18 protein-coding genes and 1 riboswitch are annotated in these 16,305 nt (G+C 41.8%); of the genes, 10 read left to right on the top strand and 8 right to left on the bottom strand.

Annotated elements, in window-relative coordinates:
• Genes JOC78_RS07140 through JOC78_RS07125 form a run of 4 tightly spaced genes read right to left on the bottom strand, consistent with a single transcriptional unit; the run spans position 1 to position 4,639 of the window.
• Positions 1 to 1,482 (bottom strand): Na+/H+ antiporter subunit D, encoded by a 1,482-nt coding sequence (locus JOC78_RS07140; RefSeq protein WP_204553826.1) that lies wholly within the window; start codon positions 1,480 to 1,482, stop codon positions 1 to 3.
• Positions 1,475 to 1,816: a Na(+)/H(+) antiporter subunit C gene (locus tag JOC78_RS07135; protein ID WP_204553825.1), complete on the bottom strand. Its 342-nt coding sequence runs from the start codon at positions 1,814 to 1,816 to the stop codon at positions 1,475 to 1,477. The genes JOC78_RS07140 and JOC78_RS07135 overlap by 8 nt, the downstream gene beginning before the upstream one ends.
• Positions 1,816 to 2,238, bottom strand: coding sequence for a Na(+)/H(+) antiporter subunit B (locus JOC78_RS07130; RefSeq protein WP_204553824.1), 423 nt, complete (start codon positions 2,236 to 2,238; stop codon positions 1,816 to 1,818). The genes JOC78_RS07135 and JOC78_RS07130 overlap by 1 nt, the downstream gene beginning before the upstream one ends.
• Positions 2,225 to 4,639 (bottom strand): Na+/H+ antiporter subunit A, encoded by a 2,415-nt coding sequence (locus JOC78_RS07125; protein ID WP_204553823.1) that lies wholly within the window; start codon positions 4,637 to 4,639, stop codon positions 2,225 to 2,227. The genes JOC78_RS07130 and JOC78_RS07125 overlap by 14 nt, the downstream gene beginning before the upstream one ends.
• A 388-nt stretch (positions 4,640 to 5,027) precedes the next feature.
• On the opposite strand from JOC78_RS07125, the gene JOC78_RS07120 reads away from it, so the two are divergent.
• A complete protein-coding gene (locus tag JOC78_RS07120) occupies positions 5,028 to 5,585 on the top strand; it encodes a DUF5366 family protein (protein WP_204553822.1) in 558 nt (185 codons plus the stop codon).
• Between the two features lie 104 nt (positions 5,586 to 5,689).
• On the opposite strand, the gene JOC78_RS07115 is transcribed toward JOC78_RS07120, so the two are convergent.
• Positions 5,690 to 7,540, bottom strand: a complete 1,851-nt coding sequence (locus JOC78_RS07115) for a transglycosylase domain-containing protein (RefSeq protein ID WP_204553821.1) — start codon at positions 7,538 to 7,540, stop codon at positions 5,690 to 5,692.
• Between the two features lie 273 nt (positions 7,541 to 7,813).
• Here JOC78_RS07115 and kapD point away from each other — a divergent pair, with 273 nt between their 5' ends.
• Positions 7,814 to 8,428, top strand: a complete 615-nt coding sequence (gene kapD / locus JOC78_RS07110; protein WP_275582013.1) for a 3'-5' exonuclease KapD — start codon at positions 7,814 to 7,816, stop codon at positions 8,426 to 8,428.
• A gap of 30 nt (positions 8,429 to 8,458) precedes the next feature.
• On the opposite strand, the gene kapB is transcribed toward kapD, so the two are convergent.
• A complete protein-coding gene (gene kapB, locus JOC78_RS07105) occupies positions 8,459 to 8,848 on the bottom strand; it encodes a kinase-associated lipoprotein KapB (protein WP_204553820.1) in 390 nt (129 codons plus the stop codon).
• 85 nt (positions 8,849 to 8,933) lie between these two features.
• Here kapB and JOC78_RS07100 point away from each other — a divergent pair, with 85 nt between their 5' ends.
• The 5 genes from JOC78_RS07100 to queE all read left to right on the top strand — a co-directional run bounded on the left by JOC78_RS07100 (position 8,934) and on the right by queE (position 12,027).
• The gene (locus JOC78_RS07100) at positions 8,934 to 9,623 is read left to right on the top strand and encodes a peptidylprolyl isomerase (protein WP_420829914.1); all 690 of its coding nucleotides are present in this window, start codon (positions 8,934 to 8,936) and stop codon (positions 9,621 to 9,623) included.
• A 122-nt stretch (positions 9,624 to 9,745) separates the two neighbouring features.
• Positions 9,746 to 9,934, top strand: coding sequence for a hypothetical protein (locus tag JOC78_RS07095; RefSeq protein ID WP_204553819.1), 189 nt, complete (start codon positions 9,746 to 9,748; stop codon positions 9,932 to 9,934).
• 119 nt (positions 9,935 to 10,053) lie between these two features.
• Positions 10,054 to 10,097: riboswitch (PreQ1 riboswitch) on the top strand.
• 114 nt (positions 10,098 to 10,211) lie between these two features.
• Positions 10,212 to 10,874, top strand: coding sequence for a 7-cyano-7-deazaguanine synthase QueC (queC, locus tag JOC78_RS07090; RefSeq protein WP_204553818.1), 663 nt, complete (start codon positions 10,212 to 10,214; stop codon positions 10,872 to 10,874).
• Positions 10,871 to 11,308 carry a 6-carboxytetrahydropterin synthase gene (locus tag JOC78_RS07085; protein ID WP_204553817.1) on the top strand — a complete coding sequence of 146 codons (438 nt, stop codon included), beginning with the start codon at positions 10,871 to 10,873 and terminating at the stop codon, positions 11,306 to 11,308. Before queC ends, JOC78_RS07085 begins: the two co-directional genes overlap by 4 nt.
• Positions 11,305 to 12,027 (top strand): 7-carboxy-7-deazaguanine synthase QueE, encoded by a 723-nt coding sequence (gene queE / locus JOC78_RS07080; RefSeq protein WP_204553816.1) that lies wholly within the window; start codon positions 11,305 to 11,307, stop codon positions 12,025 to 12,027. Before JOC78_RS07085 ends, queE begins: the two co-directional genes overlap by 4 nt.
• 39 nt (positions 12,028 to 12,066) lie before the next feature.
• Here the strand turns inward: queE and JOC78_RS07075 are convergent, their stop codons facing one another.
• A complete protein-coding gene (locus tag JOC78_RS07075) occupies positions 12,067 to 13,251 on the bottom strand; it encodes a MalY/PatB family protein (RefSeq protein ID WP_204553815.1) in 1,185 nt (394 codons plus the stop codon).
• Between the two features lie 95 nt (positions 13,252 to 13,346).
• Here JOC78_RS07075 and JOC78_RS07070 point away from each other — a divergent pair, with 95 nt between their 5' ends.
• On the top strand, positions 13,347 to 13,610 hold the full coding sequence (locus tag JOC78_RS07070) for a DUF1871 family protein (protein ID WP_204553814.1): 264 nt from the start codon (positions 13,347 to 13,349) through the stop codon (positions 13,608 to 13,610).
• A 25-nt stretch (positions 13,611 to 13,635) separates the two neighbouring features.
• Here the strand turns inward: JOC78_RS07070 and JOC78_RS07065 are convergent, their stop codons facing one another.
• Entirely contained in the window at positions 13,636 to 14,475 is an 840-nt protein-coding gene (locus JOC78_RS07065) for an alpha/beta fold hydrolase (RefSeq protein WP_204553813.1), read from the bottom strand.
• Between the two features lie 136 nt (positions 14,476 to 14,611).
• Between JOC78_RS07065 and JOC78_RS07060 the strand changes: the two genes are divergently transcribed.
• Together JOC78_RS07060 and JOC78_RS07055 are read left to right on the top strand one after the other, a co-directional pair.
• Complete coding sequence (locus tag JOC78_RS07060; RefSeq protein ID WP_204553812.1) at positions 14,612 to 15,115, top strand: Lrp/AsnC family transcriptional regulator; 504 nt, start codon at positions 14,612 to 14,614, stop codon at positions 15,113 to 15,115.
• A complete protein-coding gene (locus JOC78_RS07055; RefSeq protein ID WP_204553811.1) occupies positions 15,115 to 16,290 on the top strand; it encodes an aminotransferase in 1,176 nt (391 codons plus the stop codon). Before JOC78_RS07060 ends, JOC78_RS07055 begins: the two co-directional genes overlap by 1 nt.
• Positions 16,291 to 16,305 lie beyond the last annotated feature (15 nt).

Below are 16,305 nucleotides of genomic sequence, written 5' to 3'. Positions count from 1 at the left end.
TCACTCCTTTAACACTGCATCAATATAGATTGTCGGATTTACGAGTGCATCAGTGGCTTGTGAAATAATCGGATACATCGTTTCAGCCCCGACTCCGTAAACAACGGAAACGGCAACTAGGATGGCAGCTGGCGCCCATAGGAACCATACAGGCTGCTGATCTTCACCTGGATAGTCTTTCGGTGCTTTCCAAAATCCGTTCATAAAGATTTTAATGACGGAGTAAAGAACAAACAGACTCGACAATAGCACCGTCAGAGCGCCGACATAAGCCCCTTCTTCTAATCCCGCTCGTACTATCATTAATTTGCCAGGGAAGCCGCTTAAAGGCGGGATGCCGGCAAGTCCAAAGCACGTTAGCAGGAAAGACCATCCGAACAGAGGATACTTTTTAATTAACCCGCCCATTTGGCGCAGGTTGCTTGTTCCTGTAATTTTGATCATGATGCCGATCATTAGAAATAGTGCCGCTTTAATAATCATATCGTGAATGATATAGAAAATGGTTCCTCTAATTGATTCTTCCGTTAGAAGAGAAACGCCAAAAGCAAGAACACCGACTGCAATGATGATATTGTAAATGATAATCTTTTTAACATCCCAGTAGGCGATCGCCCCGATACATCCTGCGATAATTGTGATGATCGCGAGTATCCCTAACAGGTCATGAGTAAACGCCTGATCATGGTAAAAGAACAGGGAATAGGTTCTCATAATTGAGTAGACACCGACTTTAGTCAATAACGATCCGAACAGGGCAAGTATCGGAACCGGCGGTGCATAATAGGATCCCGGCAGCCATGAATACATCGGAAAGATCGCGCCTTTTAATCCAAATACAATTAAAAACAGCACAGCGACGACTGTCAGAATCGGCGGCTGTCCGACTTCAGCGATGCGCTCTGAAACATGCGCCATGTTTAAAGTGCCGACAATAGAATACAGATAGGCGACCGCGATAACAAAAATCGCGGAAGATATGATATTCACTAAAATATATTTAATCGATTCACGGAGCTGAATTTTCGTTCCGCCAATAACGATCAGTACATACGAAGACATGAGCATGACTTCGAAGAATACGAATAGATTGAATATATCACCCGTTGTAAACGCACCGTTGACCCCAACGAGCAAGAATTGAATAACGGCATAATAATAGAACCGTTCACGTTCCACTCCTATTGAGCGTGCTGAATAAATGATCACGCACAACGTGATGAGCGAAGTGGTCGTAACAAGCAGGATAGACAGCATATCTGATACAAGCGTAATGCCAAAAGGAGCGTCCCAGCTGCTTAGATTGAGTGACTGAACACCATCTGCACGCACTTTCATGAGCAGTACGATGGAGGCTGTCAGCGTTCCCAGTGTGGAAACTACAGATAACACACGCTGGGCGGCAACATATTTCACCATGAATATAAGCACAATGGCTGTGAAAAGAGGAATAAGTATCGGCAATATTAATAAATTAATCATTTGCTTCATTTCCTCTCATTTGATCCATATTATCTGTGCCAATTTCCTGATAGGCTCTGTAGGCCATAACCAGGAAGAAAGCAGTCACACCAAAGCTGATAACGATGGCGGTCAAAATTAACGCTTGCGGCAGCGGATCGACATAAGATTTCGCGTGCTCCCCAAGCAATGGAACGGTACCGGTTTTTAAACCGCCCATCGTAATTAATAGCAAGTGAGCGCCGTGGCTGAGCAAACCCGTACCGATAATAATACGAAGCAAGCTCTTTGACAGCATTAAGTACACGGCACTAGAAAACAATATTCCAATGACGATAGACATTAAAATCTCCATTATTCGCTCTCTCCAATCGTTTGAATAATGGTCATGGTCACACCGATGACAACTAAATAGACGCCTGTATCAAACAGCACGGCTGTATGAAGTGACGTTTTGCCTAATAGCGGCAAATAAAAATAATCGTACGCGTGAGTTAAGAAGGGAACATTGAACAATAAAGCGCCTGCTGATGTACCTACGGCAAAAAGAAGTCCGATGCCAATTAGCGTAATATAGTTAATCGGAAATCCTTTTGCGACCGTTTTAATATCATAAGCTAGCAGCAGCAGCACGATAGCGCCTGATGTTAACAGCCCTCCGATAAACCCTCCACCGGGATTATAGTGCCCGGCGAAAAATAGGTGGATGGAAAAGAGAATAATGATGAAAAACACAATTTTACTGACTGTTTGCAAGATGACATCATTTGTTCTCATTCGCTCTCCCCCTTTCCAATCGAAGCTTAATCATTCCGAAAATACCTAAAGCGGCAATTCCAAGCACACAAATTTCAAATAAGGTATCAAAGCCACGGAAATCGACAAGAATCACGTTTACCATGTTTTTTCCGGCGGCTTTTTCATACGTATTCTCAATGTAATACTGTGAAATCGGGTCAAACAGCTTGTTGCTGTGTGAAGCGATGGCAATCAATGTAACGATGATCCCTACACTCAGCGAAATAACCGCGTTTCCTAGCTTAAAGCTCATTCGCTCTTCATGGCGGCTGAGTTTTGGCAAGTGATAGAAGCACAGCAGGAACAAGGCAACAGACACAGTTTCAATGACTAATTGAGTCAACGCCAAGTCAGGGGCTCTGAATATGACAAAGAACAGAGACACTGTGTAACCCACGGCTCCTAAAGCAATAATCGCTGTCAAACGTGATTTAGCAACAAGAATCGTGATAATTGACGCGATGATTAAGACCACCAGGGCGATTTCGTACAGACCAATTGAGGCCAGGTTGGATGTCTCCATTTTAAAGGCATCTTTTGAAAACATGGTGAATGCAAGAATGCCTGAGAAGAAGACAAAGATATAGACCAAATAGGTGCGTATAAATCCCGTCATATAAGATTTAGTCAGGTTGGAAGAACCTTTTTCACCCCAATAAAGAGCGGAATCATATAGGACATTTAATGTAACCTTGCCAGGGAACAACCGATAGATCTTGTCCCACTTGTTCAGCGTCACATATAAAAGCGCGCCGAGTGCAAATACACCTAGAGTCATAAATAATTCTAAATTAATGCCGTGCCAGAAAGAGATGTGAACATGCAGCTTCTCCCCTGTTTCGACTAGAGAAGGGATAATGGCCGCTGCAGCTGGCTGAATTAAGCTGTACGCCAATATATTTGGGAACAGTCCAAATACAATCACAAGCGCAGCTAAGATCATTGGCGGAATTAACATGCCAACAGGCGCCTCATGCGGTGTCACTTCTAATTTCTCGGGCTGGAATTTGCCAGTGAACGTTTTGAAAACAATCATCATACTGTAAATAAAAGTAAACACGCTTCCGATCCAGGCAAGTACAGGGAACAAGATCGCCCAAGTCCCTAAATTAAAAATATCGAGTTCCAATAATTGAACCATGCCTGTGAAAAACATTTCCTTACTTAGAAAGCCGTTAAATGGCGGCAAGCCGGCCATAGAAAACGAGCCGATCAAAGCGATGGTAAATGTCACTGGCATAAAGCTAAGCAGACCGCCAAGCTTGCGAATATCACGGGTACCGGTTTCATGGTCAACGATCCCGACAACCATAAACAAGCTTCCTTTAAATGTAGCGTGATTGATTAAATGGAACACAGCCGCAATGGTTGCAAGCGTGTAAATGTTGTCATCCAAGAAATCAACATGCAGAGCGGCAGCGCCAACTCCAAGCAGTGACATAATTAAACCGAGCTGACTCACAGTTGAGAATGCGAGAATACCTTTTAAATCCGTCTGTTTAATCGCGTTGAATGAACCCCAGAATAAGGTGAAAATTCCGACGCCTCCGACTAACCAGAACCAGGAACTTGAAAAAGCGAAAATTGGACTGAGCCTAGCGACTAAATAAATTCCCGCTTTTACCATGGTAGCAGAATGCAAATAAGCACTTACTGGAGTAGGCGCTTCCATTGCATCAGGAAGCCAAATGTAAAATGGGAATTGAGCAGATTTAGTAAAGGCTCCGAGAAGAACGAGGATCAATGCCCCAATGAAAAGCGGGTGATCCACTAGCTGATCAGACTGGGCAATGAGTTCTCTAATGCTGAATGTGTCTCCCATAATAGAAAGAAGCAAAAATCCCCCAAACATGGACAATCCGCCGAACACTGTAATGATCATAGATTTCAGCGCGCCATAGCGGGAACGCTCACGATCATACCAGTAAGCGATCAATAAAAAGGAGGAAATAGAAGTCAGTTCCCAGAACATATATAATGTAACGAGATTGTCTGACAGTACAACTCCAAGCATCGCTCCCATGAACATTAATAAATATACATAGAAATTGTGCAAGCTTTCTTTTACTTTTGATAAATAAAAGATCGAGTAAAGCACGACTAATGAACCGATCCCCGAAATTAATAAGGCGAAAAGCACACCTAAACCATCGACATAAGCAGTAAAGCTGATGCCTAATGATGGAATCCAATCAAATGATTCTTGTACGAATTCATTATTACGTGTGACTGGTAGAAATTTCAGAAAATAAATAAAAAGTAAAATCGGCAGGAGCAATACAAACCAGCCAGTATGTATGCTTTTAAATCCTTTATAGAAAAAAGGAATAAGAATAGCCATTAAAAAAGGAGAAAAGATGGCTAAGTGCAATAAGGACAAAATGATCCCTCCTTGTAGAGTAGTGAAAGATTGATCTGAAATAAAACACCCTTGTCCATGAAGGGTGTTGGTTTCGCTTGCCAAATTCCTTTTTAAGCAGGGCAGGAAAAATTCTCAACGTTAATCAAGCCTCAAAAAGAATTATATCGTAAAAAATCCGTTCATGCATTCATAAACGCGGAAGAGAGGTGAAACTCGTTTCGTGTTAATAAATATGAAGAAACGCGGAAAATTAAAAGGAAAAAAATTTTTTCAGCGGGAAAAAACCAGGCTATTTTAACCATATGTTGCTTCCAGTTTCCAAAAAATATTAAAAATCTCTTGTCTTTGGAAGTGAGCTCTTGCATAATTAAAATTGGATTGAATTTGACAGGAGCGGAAATTTTTAATGAAAAATACTTATTTAACTGGCTACTTGCCATTCGTTGCTATTTTATTATTTGGTTTATCTTTGTCTTTATACACCCAAGGCCTCGTGTTAGGTCTATTCAAAAAAGTAGGTTTATATAATAGTATGCTCGAAGTGTTTACAGAAACAGAAATGAAACTGACGATTGTTGCGGCATTGATGCTATTATTCTTTATGATTTTTGCTACGCTGAAAGTCATTGCCAATACTATTAACGAGTTATCATTATTATTCTTTTCAAAAGACACCGAAGGCGATCTTCTCAAAAAAGTAAGAAGCGGATCGATTGTTTTCTTTGCTGGAGGGTTACTCTCATTAATTAGCTTCTCCTCAGCGGTAGGGATCATTACGATCTTTTTGTTAACGACGATCGGCTATTTCATCTACTTTGTTTTCAAGATTAGTCCGGACTTAACTACTGCCAATATTGTTGGTATCATTGCGTTTCAAGTCGTTTTCTGGGCGGCTCTGGGAACCTTGCTTGCCTTGTTCGTCATGAAAATTTACAACGGCGCGCTGTCGAGCATGCCTATCTAAAAGCCGCCGATTGGGCGGTTTTTGTCTTTAGAAATATTTAGGGATTGCTTGTAAAGAACTAAAAAACGCTCGAGACCATCATAAAGATGATCTCGAGCGTTTTTCTATTGCATGATTCTTCGCCAAATGATTTGCTGAGGAGCATAGCTTTCTAAATACCGAATGCTTTGTGGCTTATCTTTTCCTACCCATACCGCCGATGTGTATTGATCCGTCAGTCCGGCAAACCAAAGGTCACGTGTATTATTAGTTGTTCCGGTTTTCCCTCCGGTGTAGGCTTTCCCGACATTTGCTTTCTTTCCGGTCCCGTTTCTAACCACGTCAGTAAGCAAGATTCGCATTTTATTCGTTGTGTTATTCGTCCAGACCTGTACAGGCTGATCTTTCCATTCATATAATACGTTACCTTTAAGATCCGTCACTTTTTGAATCGCACGAGGCGGCAGGTACGTACCATCGATGAAAGAAGTATAGGCACCAGTCATTTCAAGCGGCGTCATACCGTGCGTGAATCCGCCGATGGATGCAGATGGATTATGATCTTGCTGTGTTACTTTAGAAAATTGGAACGGCTTCATATAATTGAAAGCATCTTCAATTCCTGTTTTCATAAATAAGCGAATAGCAGCTGTGTTATAGGATTTAGACAACGCTGTTTGTAACGAAACATTGCCATATTCTTCGCCGCTGTAGTTCTTTGGACAGTAGCTGCCAATGCAATACTTGTCGGCACTGACGATACTCGAAGGTCCAGCCCCGTATTTTTCAATATAAGGCGCGTAATCAAGTAGCGGCTTAATCGTTGATCCAGGTTGTCTGTAGGCTTGGAATGCCCGGTTAAACTCCGTTTTATTAAAATCTTTGCCGCCCACTAGAGCGACTAAATCTCTTGTGTCATTCTTAATGACTGCAGCGGCTCCTTCAACCGAACTGTAAGAAAGGGTCGAATTAACAGCTTTTCTCGCCTTTTCCTGCAAGTTTGGGTCAAGTGCTGTATGGACAATGATACCAGAATCTTTTAATTCCTCGATCCGCTCATTGCGTTTTTGATAGATTGCTTTTCGGCTTTCCTTATCTTCCGTAGAGGCCAGCTGCTCATTGAATCCTTCTGATGTAGAAATCAGTTCCTCAAGTTCAGCTTCAACGTAAGTGGAATAATCGGTATATTTATCGAGTCTGTCTCTGACCTTCAGGTTAATCGGTTCCTTTTTGATGTCCTCTGCTTCACTGGCTGTCAGGAACTCTTCTCGCACCATAATATCAATCAAACGTTCTTGTCTGTTTTTTGTCCGTTCCATATTTCTAATCGGGTCATATCGTGTTGGGTTATTTGGAATCGTTGCGATCAGTGCCATTTCTGCTTTTGTCAGCTCATTTACATGTTTTTGAAAATAAAACTGAGCTGCAGCCTCTACGCCATAGACTTGATTGTTAAAATAAATGGCATTTAAATAGAGGTTTAGAATTTCATCTTTTGACAGTTTTTTTTCTAGTTCGTACGCATACAGTACCTCGGATACTTTACGGACGAAGGTCCTGTCATGAGATAAATACACGTTCCGTGCCAACTGCTGGGTAATGGTGCTTGCGCCTTGTTCAATTTCATCAGATTTTGCATTAACCCAAATGGCACGCATAACCGCAGCTGCATCAATACCAGCATGCTCGTAAAAGTGCTGATCTTCAGATTGCAAGAATAGTTCCTTTAAGAAAGGAGGAATCGTCTTGCCGTCTGCTATTACACGAAATGGCTGATGAATTTCCAAATACGGATCCCCATTCTTATCGACTATTTTGCTGGCTTGCGGCAATTTCACTTCTTCGATCGAGATTTTTTCTTCGACGACTTCATCAAAGCTCTTCACTTTCTGTGCTTCTTCATTTGCGAAATAAAATAGAAACACAGCAATCGGAAAGAGCAGTACTATTAAAAAGTAACCAAAAACCGTTCTCATTCCCTACCGTCTTCTCCATTCTTATATATATTTAGACCTGTTAAGTACTGATATAATTTCCTTCATTTATCATAAGCTATAGAATGGTATTTATAAAGAGCTGAAATTGATAAATTAGGAAAATCTACAAATACTTATCATTTAGAATAATTGAATATTATCCTATAACAGTCAAAATTTTCGATTAATTCATGGTATAATAAAAAGATGAAAAGTTTGCTAAAATGGCTTACAGGAAGTGTTCGCTGCTTTCTGTAGAAGGGAGGAAATCAATTGAATGAACGGTTGTTTTTTATCGATTTTGAATTTTCCATGCCAGATGCTTCCTTAAATCGCAAAGGATTTTTTCCTGAAATTATTGAGGCAGGTATAGTTGTCGTTGAACAGGATGCAATAGTTAAAAAGTATTCCTCCTATGTAATCCCATCTGCTTTTCCAAAGCTGACAGAAAGATGCAAGCGGTTCTTGAAGATTAGTCAGTCGCAGGTAGATCGCGGTGTGCCGTTGAAAGAAGTCGTTGAATTACTGGATGAAATGAACCAAACGAAGAAAGATCGAATCATTACATGGGGTAATATGGATATGAGAGTGCTGAAAAAAAACTGTGAAGAAGCAGGACTTGCTTTTCCATTACAGGGAGTGTGTATTGACCTGTCAATGGAATATAAGCGGTTTTTTGGGGATAAGAATCAAACCGGTCTTTGGAAGGCTGTGGCAGAGTACGGCAAAGAGGGAACAGGCAGGCATCACCGGGCTCTTGACGACGCACTGACAACTTACCATATTTATAATCTGATTGAGAAGGACAAAGGGTATATGGAAAAGGCCGAACCAACCACCATTGGGGATCGTGTAGATTTCTCTAAACTATTTAATCAAATGGCTTAAAAAGCCAAATCTTATGATAGATTTGGCTTTTTAAAATGTCATATTATACATAAGCTCGTATTCTTTTTGAATCGCTTGCATTGCATCGAGGCTTTTTTCAGCAAAGGCAGAATCATCTGCTTCAAGCTTGCTTTTCAGTTTATGAAAGGCCGTGTCAAGAGATTCGAAGTAATCAGGAATATCTCCTTCATATGGGTTGACCGTATTTTCTGGAATGTTCGCCTGCTCTCGATGAGCCAGAGCTTTTCTCTCATGAAAAAACGGCACATCAGCTGTCTTAGGGTTATGTAAATCTCCTTGTGCAGGGTGACGCAATACTGCTAAAATTCGAACTGTATACTGCCCAGGTCTCACAGCGGTAATTTCTCCGATGTATTTCCCGGTTTTATAAAAAGCTGTCACGATCTCGCCTGTATTCATTTCACCATCTCCTTTTCTTTAACCATATCAAAAACAGTTAAGAAAGGAAATGCAATCATTACTTTACGTATTGGGAGGAAATTATGTGAAACAAGTAGTCATGATGATCTGCCTTGCCTGTTTATTCGCACTAACAGGCTGCGGCAATGATGCTCCGAAAGAAGCGGACAAACAACCAGATGAAAACCTGACTTATCCGCAATTAACAGCCGAAGTGTCCGACAATGAACAATTGGTGGAAATGAAGACGAATAAAGGAATCATTAAAATCAAACTGTTTCCAGAACAAGCGCCTAAAACAGTTGAAAATTTCGTCACCCACAGCAAAGAAGGGTACTATGAAGGATTAACTTTTCACCGTGTGATCAAGGATTTCATGATTCAAGGCGGTGATCCGAACGGAAATGGAACGGGAGGAGAAAGCATTTATGGCCAAGCCTTTGAAGACGAATTCTCGCCGGAACTTCTGCACTTTAGAGGCGCCTTATCAATGGCGAATGCCGGTCCGAATACAAATGGAAGTCAGTTCTTCATTGTGCAAAACCCAAACCCGCCCGCATCCAAAGAGGAACTAGAAGCGGCGGGGTATCCTGAACAAGCAGCAGGCTACTATGCAGAGAACGGGGGCACCCCAAGCCTTGATTCCCGACACACCGTGTTTGGTCAGGTCGTTGAAGGAATGGATATTGTGGATGCGATTGCCGACGTAGAAACGGGAGAGGCTGACAAACCGAAAGAAGATGTCATCATTGAAAAGATCACTGTCATCGAATAGTGAACAAATTTTGAAGCAGCTGCGTGGATGCAGCTGTTTTTTGCGTAGATAGAATTGGTTTAAGGAATGGTTCTTGCTATAATAAAGGCATAGTTTGACTTCATATAGTGAAAGGAGACGCCATGCTGCTGCAATCTTTCGTTTTACAATTATTTTTGTATTTTCCAGAAGACAAGTCTGAATATATTCCCGCTGCGATCTCGATGTCTATCTTTATGGCGATGGCTGTGTTTGTTTTTTTGTACATTAAAAAGATATCCAAAAAAGAAGAAGAAAAGACAAAGCATCTCGAAGAAAAGTATAAAAAGTAAGCGGCAACCGATACATCAGATGCTTTCGTCATCTGATGTTTTTAGATTCTCGAAAGATTTTCATTTTACACAAATTGTGATATAGTTTACAAGAATTAAAGGAAGAATTCTGCCGCCGGGCAGGAGAGGTTCGCGAACTCCCTCTATAAAAAACTATGGGAAAACCTGTTATTTAAGAGGTTTTTTTGTATTGCCATTTCAATGGCTGATTTTTTAACATCAGGAGATCTTGAATCTCTTTCTTCTTTCAAATATTTAGAAGGAAGGAAGATTATAGATGAAAAAAGAAAATGCAATTGTTGTTTTCAGCGGCGGACAAGATAGTACGACGTGTTTATTCTGGGCGAAGAAGCAGTTTAAACAAGTCATCGCCGTCACATTTGATTACGGGCAGCGCCACATTGAGGAGCTTAAATGTGCGGAGGAAATTGCCAAAGAGCTGGACGTTCCTCATCATATTTTAGATATGTCTCTGCTTAACCAGCTGGCACCCAATGCACTAACTCGTAAAGATATAGACATTACGGCGAAAGAAGGAGAAGTTCCATCTACGTTTGTTGAGGGAAGAAATCTCTTATTCTTGTCGTTTGCGGCAGTGCTTGCGAAGCAATATGATGCGAGACATATAGTTACGGGTGTCTGCGAAACAGATTTCAGCGGCTATCCAGATTGCCGGGATGTGTTCATTAAATCGTTAAACGTCACATTAAATCTTTCCATGGACTATTCTTTCGTGATTCATACGCCATTAATGTGGCTTGATAAAGCAGAAACGTGGGAACTCTCGGATCAGCTTGGCGCATTCGAGTATGTAAAAGAAAAAACTCTGACATGCTATAACGGCATAAAGGGCAGCGGGTGCGGGGAATGTCCGGCATGCGTACTGCGTCAGCGGGGACTTGATCAGTATACAGAAAAAAGGGAGGCCGGCCAATCATGATTCAGCAAATATATCCGGCACCATTACATGCATATAGTTATGAACTGAATAAAGACCTGCATTTTGCAGCCGCTCATTATGTTCCGAGCGACGATGCAGGAGCTTGCCGAAATTTACACGGACATACGTATTATGCGAATATTACAGTTGTAGGAAACCAATTAAATCAATCAGGGTTTCTAGTCAACTTTCAAGATATTAAGCGTTTAATTCATAAGCGCTTTGATCATACACTTTTAAATGATGATGCTCTTTTCAGCAATGAGGATTCTTTCCGATTCCCGACAACGGAAGTGGCGGCGAGAACGATATGGGAAGTCATTCAAGAGTATTTAGACGGCTTAGAAAATCAACCGAAATGCGTGCAAGTCTTTTTAAGAGAAACACCGACGAGCTATGTGGTGTACCGTCCACAGCAAGGTGATTTCAAATGAGAAAGATTCCTGTACTTGAAATCTTTGGCCCTACGGTTCAAGGGGAAGGAATGGTTGTGGGACGCAAGACGATGTTTGTCCGGACAGCCGGCTGCGATTATCGCTGTTCGTGGTGCGATTCCGCGTTTACATGGGATGGCTCGGCCAAAGAGGACATCCGTATGCTGACGGCTGATGAGGTCTGGGGTGAGCTTGTTGCTGTCGGGGGTGCCGCATTTAACCATGTCACGATTTCAGGAGGGAATCCTGCTTTACTGCCGCAAATCGATGGATTGATTCAAAAGCTGAATCAGCACGGCGTGAAAACAGCTTTGGAAACTCAAGGCACCATCTTTCAGGAATGGTTTTACGACATTGATGAATTAACGATTTCACCGAAGCCTCCGAGTTCGGGGATGGAGACAGATTTTGAAAAACTAACCGCCATCATTGAGCCGCTTTCGGAAAAAGAAAAAAATATTAGTTTGAAAGTAGTTATTTTTAATGAAGAAGATTTAGCTTTTGCTAAAGATGTGCACAAACGGTATCCTGATGTTCCTTTTTTCCTGCAGATAGGGAATGACGAGTTAGAAGAACAAGACGACAAAGAATTGCTAGTTCACCTTACGAAAAGATATGAATGGCTGATTGACCAAGTCATGCCTGATGCAGACTGGAAAGATGTCCGTGTGCTTCCACAGCTTCATACCTTTGTATGGGGAAATAAAAAAGGCGTGTAAAAAACCAGCAGCTGACCCCTTCAGCTGCTGGTTTTTAAGTTATCCTTGTATGGCTTTTTTCAGCCGGTTCAATCCATCTTCTACAATAGAACGCGGACAGGCCACGTTCATGCGCATGAAGCCTTCACCGCCGGCACGGTATTTACTGCCTTGACCAAGTGCCAGTTTGCCTTCATGAAGGATTTTTTTCATTAGTTCTTCATCGCTTAAACCGAGTTTTCGGCAGTCAATCCACACTAAATAGCTGCCTTGTGGGTTCATCACCGTCAATTCTGGAATTTCCTCGGAAATAAAATCTTCCACAAGCCGACAATTGCTGCGAATGTACTGAATGGTTTCATCCAGCCATGCTTCTCCTTCTCGGTAAGCAGCTTCCATGGCGGCTGTTCCCATCATATTTAGTGTGAAGAATCCATGCTGAGCGAGTACTTTCGACAATTTCACCCGCAGCTTCTCATTGGCAACGATCATGGCAGAGGCTTGCAGACCTGCTAAGTTAAAGGTCTTACTAGGAGCAATGCTAGTGACTGTGATATCTGCAAACTCTTCTTTGATCGCGGCAATAGGCGTGTGAATATGAGGAGCGGCCGTTAAATCACTGTGAATGTCATCAGACATAATGATGACATTATGCTTTAAACAAAGCTCCGCCATTTTCGTCAATTCCTCTTTTGTCCACACGCGTCCACCTGGATTATGAGGGCTGCACAATAGAAATAATTTCACATGATCAGGAGATAATTTCTCATCCAAATCCTCAAAGTCTATATAATAGTGGTTATCACGCAAAATGAGCTGATTATTGATGACTGTTCGTTCGTTTCTCTCGACCATTTCGAAAAAAGGAGTATAAACGGGGGATTGGACAACCACGCCGTCACCTTTTTTAGTAAAAGCCTGAATAGCTGTTCCAAGAGAAGGAACTACCCCATGGTTGAATAGTAGCCACTTCGTATCAATATCATACCCGTGTCGTTTCTTCATCCAGGCTTGAATCGCTTCTTTTGTTGAAGCGGGAATGCCTGTATAGCCATACACACCATGCTCTGCTTGTTCGATTAAGGCTTTTCGAACGGCTTCTGGCGCGGCGAAATCCATATCAGCAACCCACATTGGCAAGGCGTCTTCTACACCAAATACATCTTTAACGTTATCCCATTTCACTGCCCCTGTTCCTACGCGATTGATTACTCGATCTAAATGATTATCCAAAACTTCCACCATCCTGACAAATAGTATATGTTAATGGTAAGCTATTTTTATGAGGAAGAAAAATGATATGAACTTCCGGTTTAAACTTTTCAAAGGTGTGGATAAAAATGGATCAAACGATTAAGTTAAATATAGAATTAGGGGAAGTCATTCGTCAGTGGGATCCTTTCCATGCAGGAGCGGATTTTTATGACACGGAGGCCGCTGACGTCATTCAAGCTGTTCACCAATTGGACGATGAACATGAACTAGGCAAAAAAATCAAAGACATTTATGAATTTTCATTTGAAGAATCTTTGGATCTTGTTCATTGTATAGATCTTGCGAAGAAGCTTTTAGAAATTAAAAACCGTTCTGCTTGTGAGCTATAAACAAATAAGGCGCCATGTGGCGTCTTTATTTGTTTGAGTTTGTCTGAAGAAAATCCTGGATTAAACGGGCGGTTTCCTCCGGCTTTTCTTCAGGAACAAGGTGGCCGGCACGCGGAATGACTTTAAGTACGCTTATCGGCAGATCGTCGGCTAGACGTCTTCCGGTTGAGAGGGGAACGATTCTGTCATGTTCCCCGTAAATAAGCAAACAGGGAGTAAGGATCGTCTGTAATTCCTGAGATGTAAAATCTCCTTCGCGATGACGTAAAAAACGCGCAAGACCAGTGAAGATGTCCCGTTTAAGAAAGGGTTCCTCGTATCCGAGAATCATCTCATCTTCAATCATTGCCTGATCGAAAACCACTTTTCGCAAATTTCCTTCCACACCGGTTTTTTCTAACCATTTTTTTACTAACTGATCGGCAAATGGCAAGTAACTGGCTGCGATCAGTCTTTTTTTTGCTTGAGGAATGTAGCCAGAAGCAGAAATCAGTACGGCATTTTCCGCTATCTCAGGATGGTGCTTGATAAGGTGCAGAGCTAATTGACCGCCCATCGAATGGCCGGCAACTGTAATATTAGTCGCAGAGAGCTGCTTGATTAAAGCCGCAATGGTATATGAAATGTTCCGATAAGAATAATGATATTTTTTGGATTTTTCCGTTTTGCCAAACGGAGGCCAATCAATCAGCAATAATGAATACTGTTCTTGCAATAGCGGTACCAGTTTTCTGAATGAAAAAGAAGAGGATAGAAAGCCATGCAAGAATACGATCGTTTTTTCAGCATGCAAGTTTGGGAGCCATTCGTAGTACAGCTTAATGCCGTTGATCTGTTTTTCAATCGGTAAACGGTCCTCAGTCATCAGGAAGCTTCCTTTCAAATGAGTTAGAATATAGAAAGCATAAAAAGTTTTAAATATTATGTCAATTATCTCGTCTTTTCTCTGCTAAATTTGTTATACTTATATCGTTTACTTCGAATATCAGAGGGGGAGAATTATGCAGCTGAATGAAAAAGAAGTGGAGATCTTAGAAATTTTAGAAAAAGACGCCCGTCTGCAGCCGCAGGATCTTGCAAAGATGGTGAGTCTTAATGTAGAAGAAGTAGAATCGATCATTAAACGATTGGAAGAAAAGCGAGTGATCGTTCATTATACAACCCTTGTTGACTGGGCAAAAATAGATAGCTACCAAGGAGTTACAGCCATCATTGATGTAAAAGTGACACCGCAAAGAGGAGTGGGGTTTGATGAAGTGGCAGAAAGAATTTACCGCTTCAAAGAAGTGAGTTCCGTTTACTTAATGTCTGGTGTATATGATTTGTCTGTGTCAGTTGAGGGCCGTTCGATGAATGAAATTGCCCGTTTTGTTTCTGAGAAACTGTCTACACTAGATTCAGTCGTTTCCACCACGACTCATTTTCAATTGAAGAAATATAAGCATGACAGCATTATTTATGAAGAAGAAAAGCAAAGTGATAAAAGAATCGTGGTGTCTCCATAATGACGATTACTAAAAGTTATGTCGCTAAATCCGTTGAAAATATGCGGCCGTCAGGGATTAGGAAATTTTTTGATTTAGCCGCTACAATGGAGGGGGTTATCTCCTTAGGTGTGGGTGAACCGGATTTTATTACCTCTTGGTCTGTCCGTGAAGCAGCGATCCTTTCATTAGAACGCGGATTCACTTCTTATACAGCTAATGCTGGCCTGATTGAACTTCGGGAAGAGATTACGCGGTACATAGAACAAGGGTTTAAGGTAACGTATGATCCGAAAGAAGAGGTCATTGTCACAGTGGGAGCCAGCCAAGCAATTGATATCGCTATGAGAGCTATTCTGGATCCGGGAGATGAAGTCGTTGTTGTTGAGCCTTGCTTCGTATCTTATGTTCCTCTTGTCGAACTAGCTGGAGGAAAGGCAGTAACCGTGGAAACCACTGGACAACACGGCTTTAAGCTGCAGGCAGAGGAATTAGAAAAAGCGATTACGCCGAATACAAAGGCACTCTTGCTATGTTCACCAAACAATCCAACCGGGACCCAGCTTGGAAAAGAAGACCTGATCGCAATCAGTCACATTGTCCAAAAATATGACCTATTGGTTATTGCCGATGAAATTTATGCGGAGCTTGCTTATGACGAAGTCCACACGTCAATTGCAAGTTTGCCGGGGATGAGAGAGAGAACGATTTTAATTAATGGTTTTTCCAAAGGATTTGCCATGACAGGCTGGCGCTTAGGATTTATCTGCGCACCTGCTGAGTTATCGCAGGCGATGCTGAAAATTCATCAGTATGCGATGATGTGCGCTTCCACACCTGCACAATATGCGGCGCTCGAAGCTCTGCAAAATGGCCAGAGTGATGTGGAGGAAATGAAAAATGATTACCGCCGCCGCCGGAATTATTTTGCCCAGTCACTAAATGAAATTGGACTTTCCTGCCATGTGCCGGGCGGAGCGTTCTATGTATTTCCTTCCATTCAATCGACAGGTTTAACTTCTGAGCAATTTGCCGAACAGCTGCTATTAAAAGAAAAAGTCGCAGTTGTACCTGGTTCCGTGTTTGGAAAAGGCGGAGAAGGATATATCCGCTGCTCCTATGCGTCTTCCATGGCACAGCTTCAAGAAGCGATTAAGCGCATCAAGCGGTTTATTGATAGTTTAGAACAGAGCTAAAAAAAGGAGCAGACA

The organism is Bacillus ectoiniformans (assembly GCF_016908875.1).
GTDB lineage: Bacteria > Bacillota > Bacilli > Bacillales > Domibacillaceae > Bacillus_BX > Bacillus_BX ectoiniformans.
Note: the sequence above shows the minus strand (reverse complement) of the source record. Positions and strands in the feature narration are given on the sequence as shown.

What these genes read in the sequence shown, in the direction of transcription:
- JOC78_RS07055 (WP_204553811.1), top strand. Translation starts at nt 15,115, where the DNA reads ATGACGATTACTAAAAGTTATGTCGCTAAATCCGTTGAAAATATGCGG.
- JOC78_RS07065 (WP_204553813.1), bottom strand. Translation starts at nt 14,475, where the DNA reads ATGACTGAGGACCGTTTACCGATTGAAAAACAGATCAACGGCATTAAG.
- JOC78_RS07095 (WP_204553819.1), top strand. Translation starts at nt 9,746, where the DNA reads ATGCTGCTGCAATCTTTCGTTTTACAATTATTTTTGTATTTTCCAGAA.
- JOC78_RS07085 (WP_204553817.1), top strand. Translation starts at nt 10,871, where the DNA reads ATGATTCAGCAAATATATCCGGCACCATTACATGCATATAGTTATGAA.
- JOC78_RS07120 (WP_204553822.1), top strand. Translation starts at nt 5,028, where the DNA reads ATGAAAAATACTTATTTAACTGGCTACTTGCCATTCGTTGCTATTTTA.
- JOC78_RS07115 (WP_204553821.1), bottom strand. Translation starts at nt 7,540, where the DNA reads ATGAGAACGGTTTTTGGTTACTTTTTAATAGTACTGCTCTTTCCGATT.
- JOC78_RS07140 (WP_204553826.1), bottom strand. Translation starts at nt 1,482, where the DNA reads ATGATTAATTTATTAATATTGCCGATACTTATTCCTCTTTTCACAGCC.
- queC (WP_204553818.1), top strand. Translation starts at nt 10,212, where the DNA reads ATGAAAAAAGAAAATGCAATTGTTGTTTTCAGCGGCGGACAAGATAGT.
- JOC78_RS07135 (WP_204553825.1), bottom strand. Translation starts at nt 1,816, where the DNA reads ATGGAGATTTTAATGTCTATCGTCATTGGAATATTGTTTTCTAGTGCC.
- queE (WP_204553816.1), top strand. Translation starts at nt 11,305, where the DNA reads ATGAGAAAGATTCCTGTACTTGAAATCTTTGGCCCTACGGTTCAAGGG.
- JOC78_RS07060 (WP_204553812.1), top strand. Translation starts at nt 14,612, where the DNA reads ATGCAGCTGAATGAAAAAGAAGTGGAGATCTTAGAAATTTTAGAAAAA.
- JOC78_RS07130 (WP_204553824.1), bottom strand. Translation starts at nt 2,238, where the DNA reads ATGAGAACAAATGATGTCATCTTGCAAACAGTCAGTAAAATTGTGTTT.
- JOC78_RS07075 (WP_204553815.1), bottom strand. Translation starts at nt 13,251, where the DNA reads ATGGTGGAAGTTTTGGATAATCATTTAGATCGAGTAATCAATCGCGTA.
- kapB (WP_204553820.1), bottom strand. Translation starts at nt 8,848, where the DNA reads ATGAATACAGGCGAGATCGTGACAGCTTTTTATAAAACCGGGAAATAC.
- JOC78_RS07070 (WP_204553814.1), top strand. Translation starts at nt 13,347, where the DNA reads ATGGATCAAACGATTAAGTTAAATATAGAATTAGGGGAAGTCATTCGT.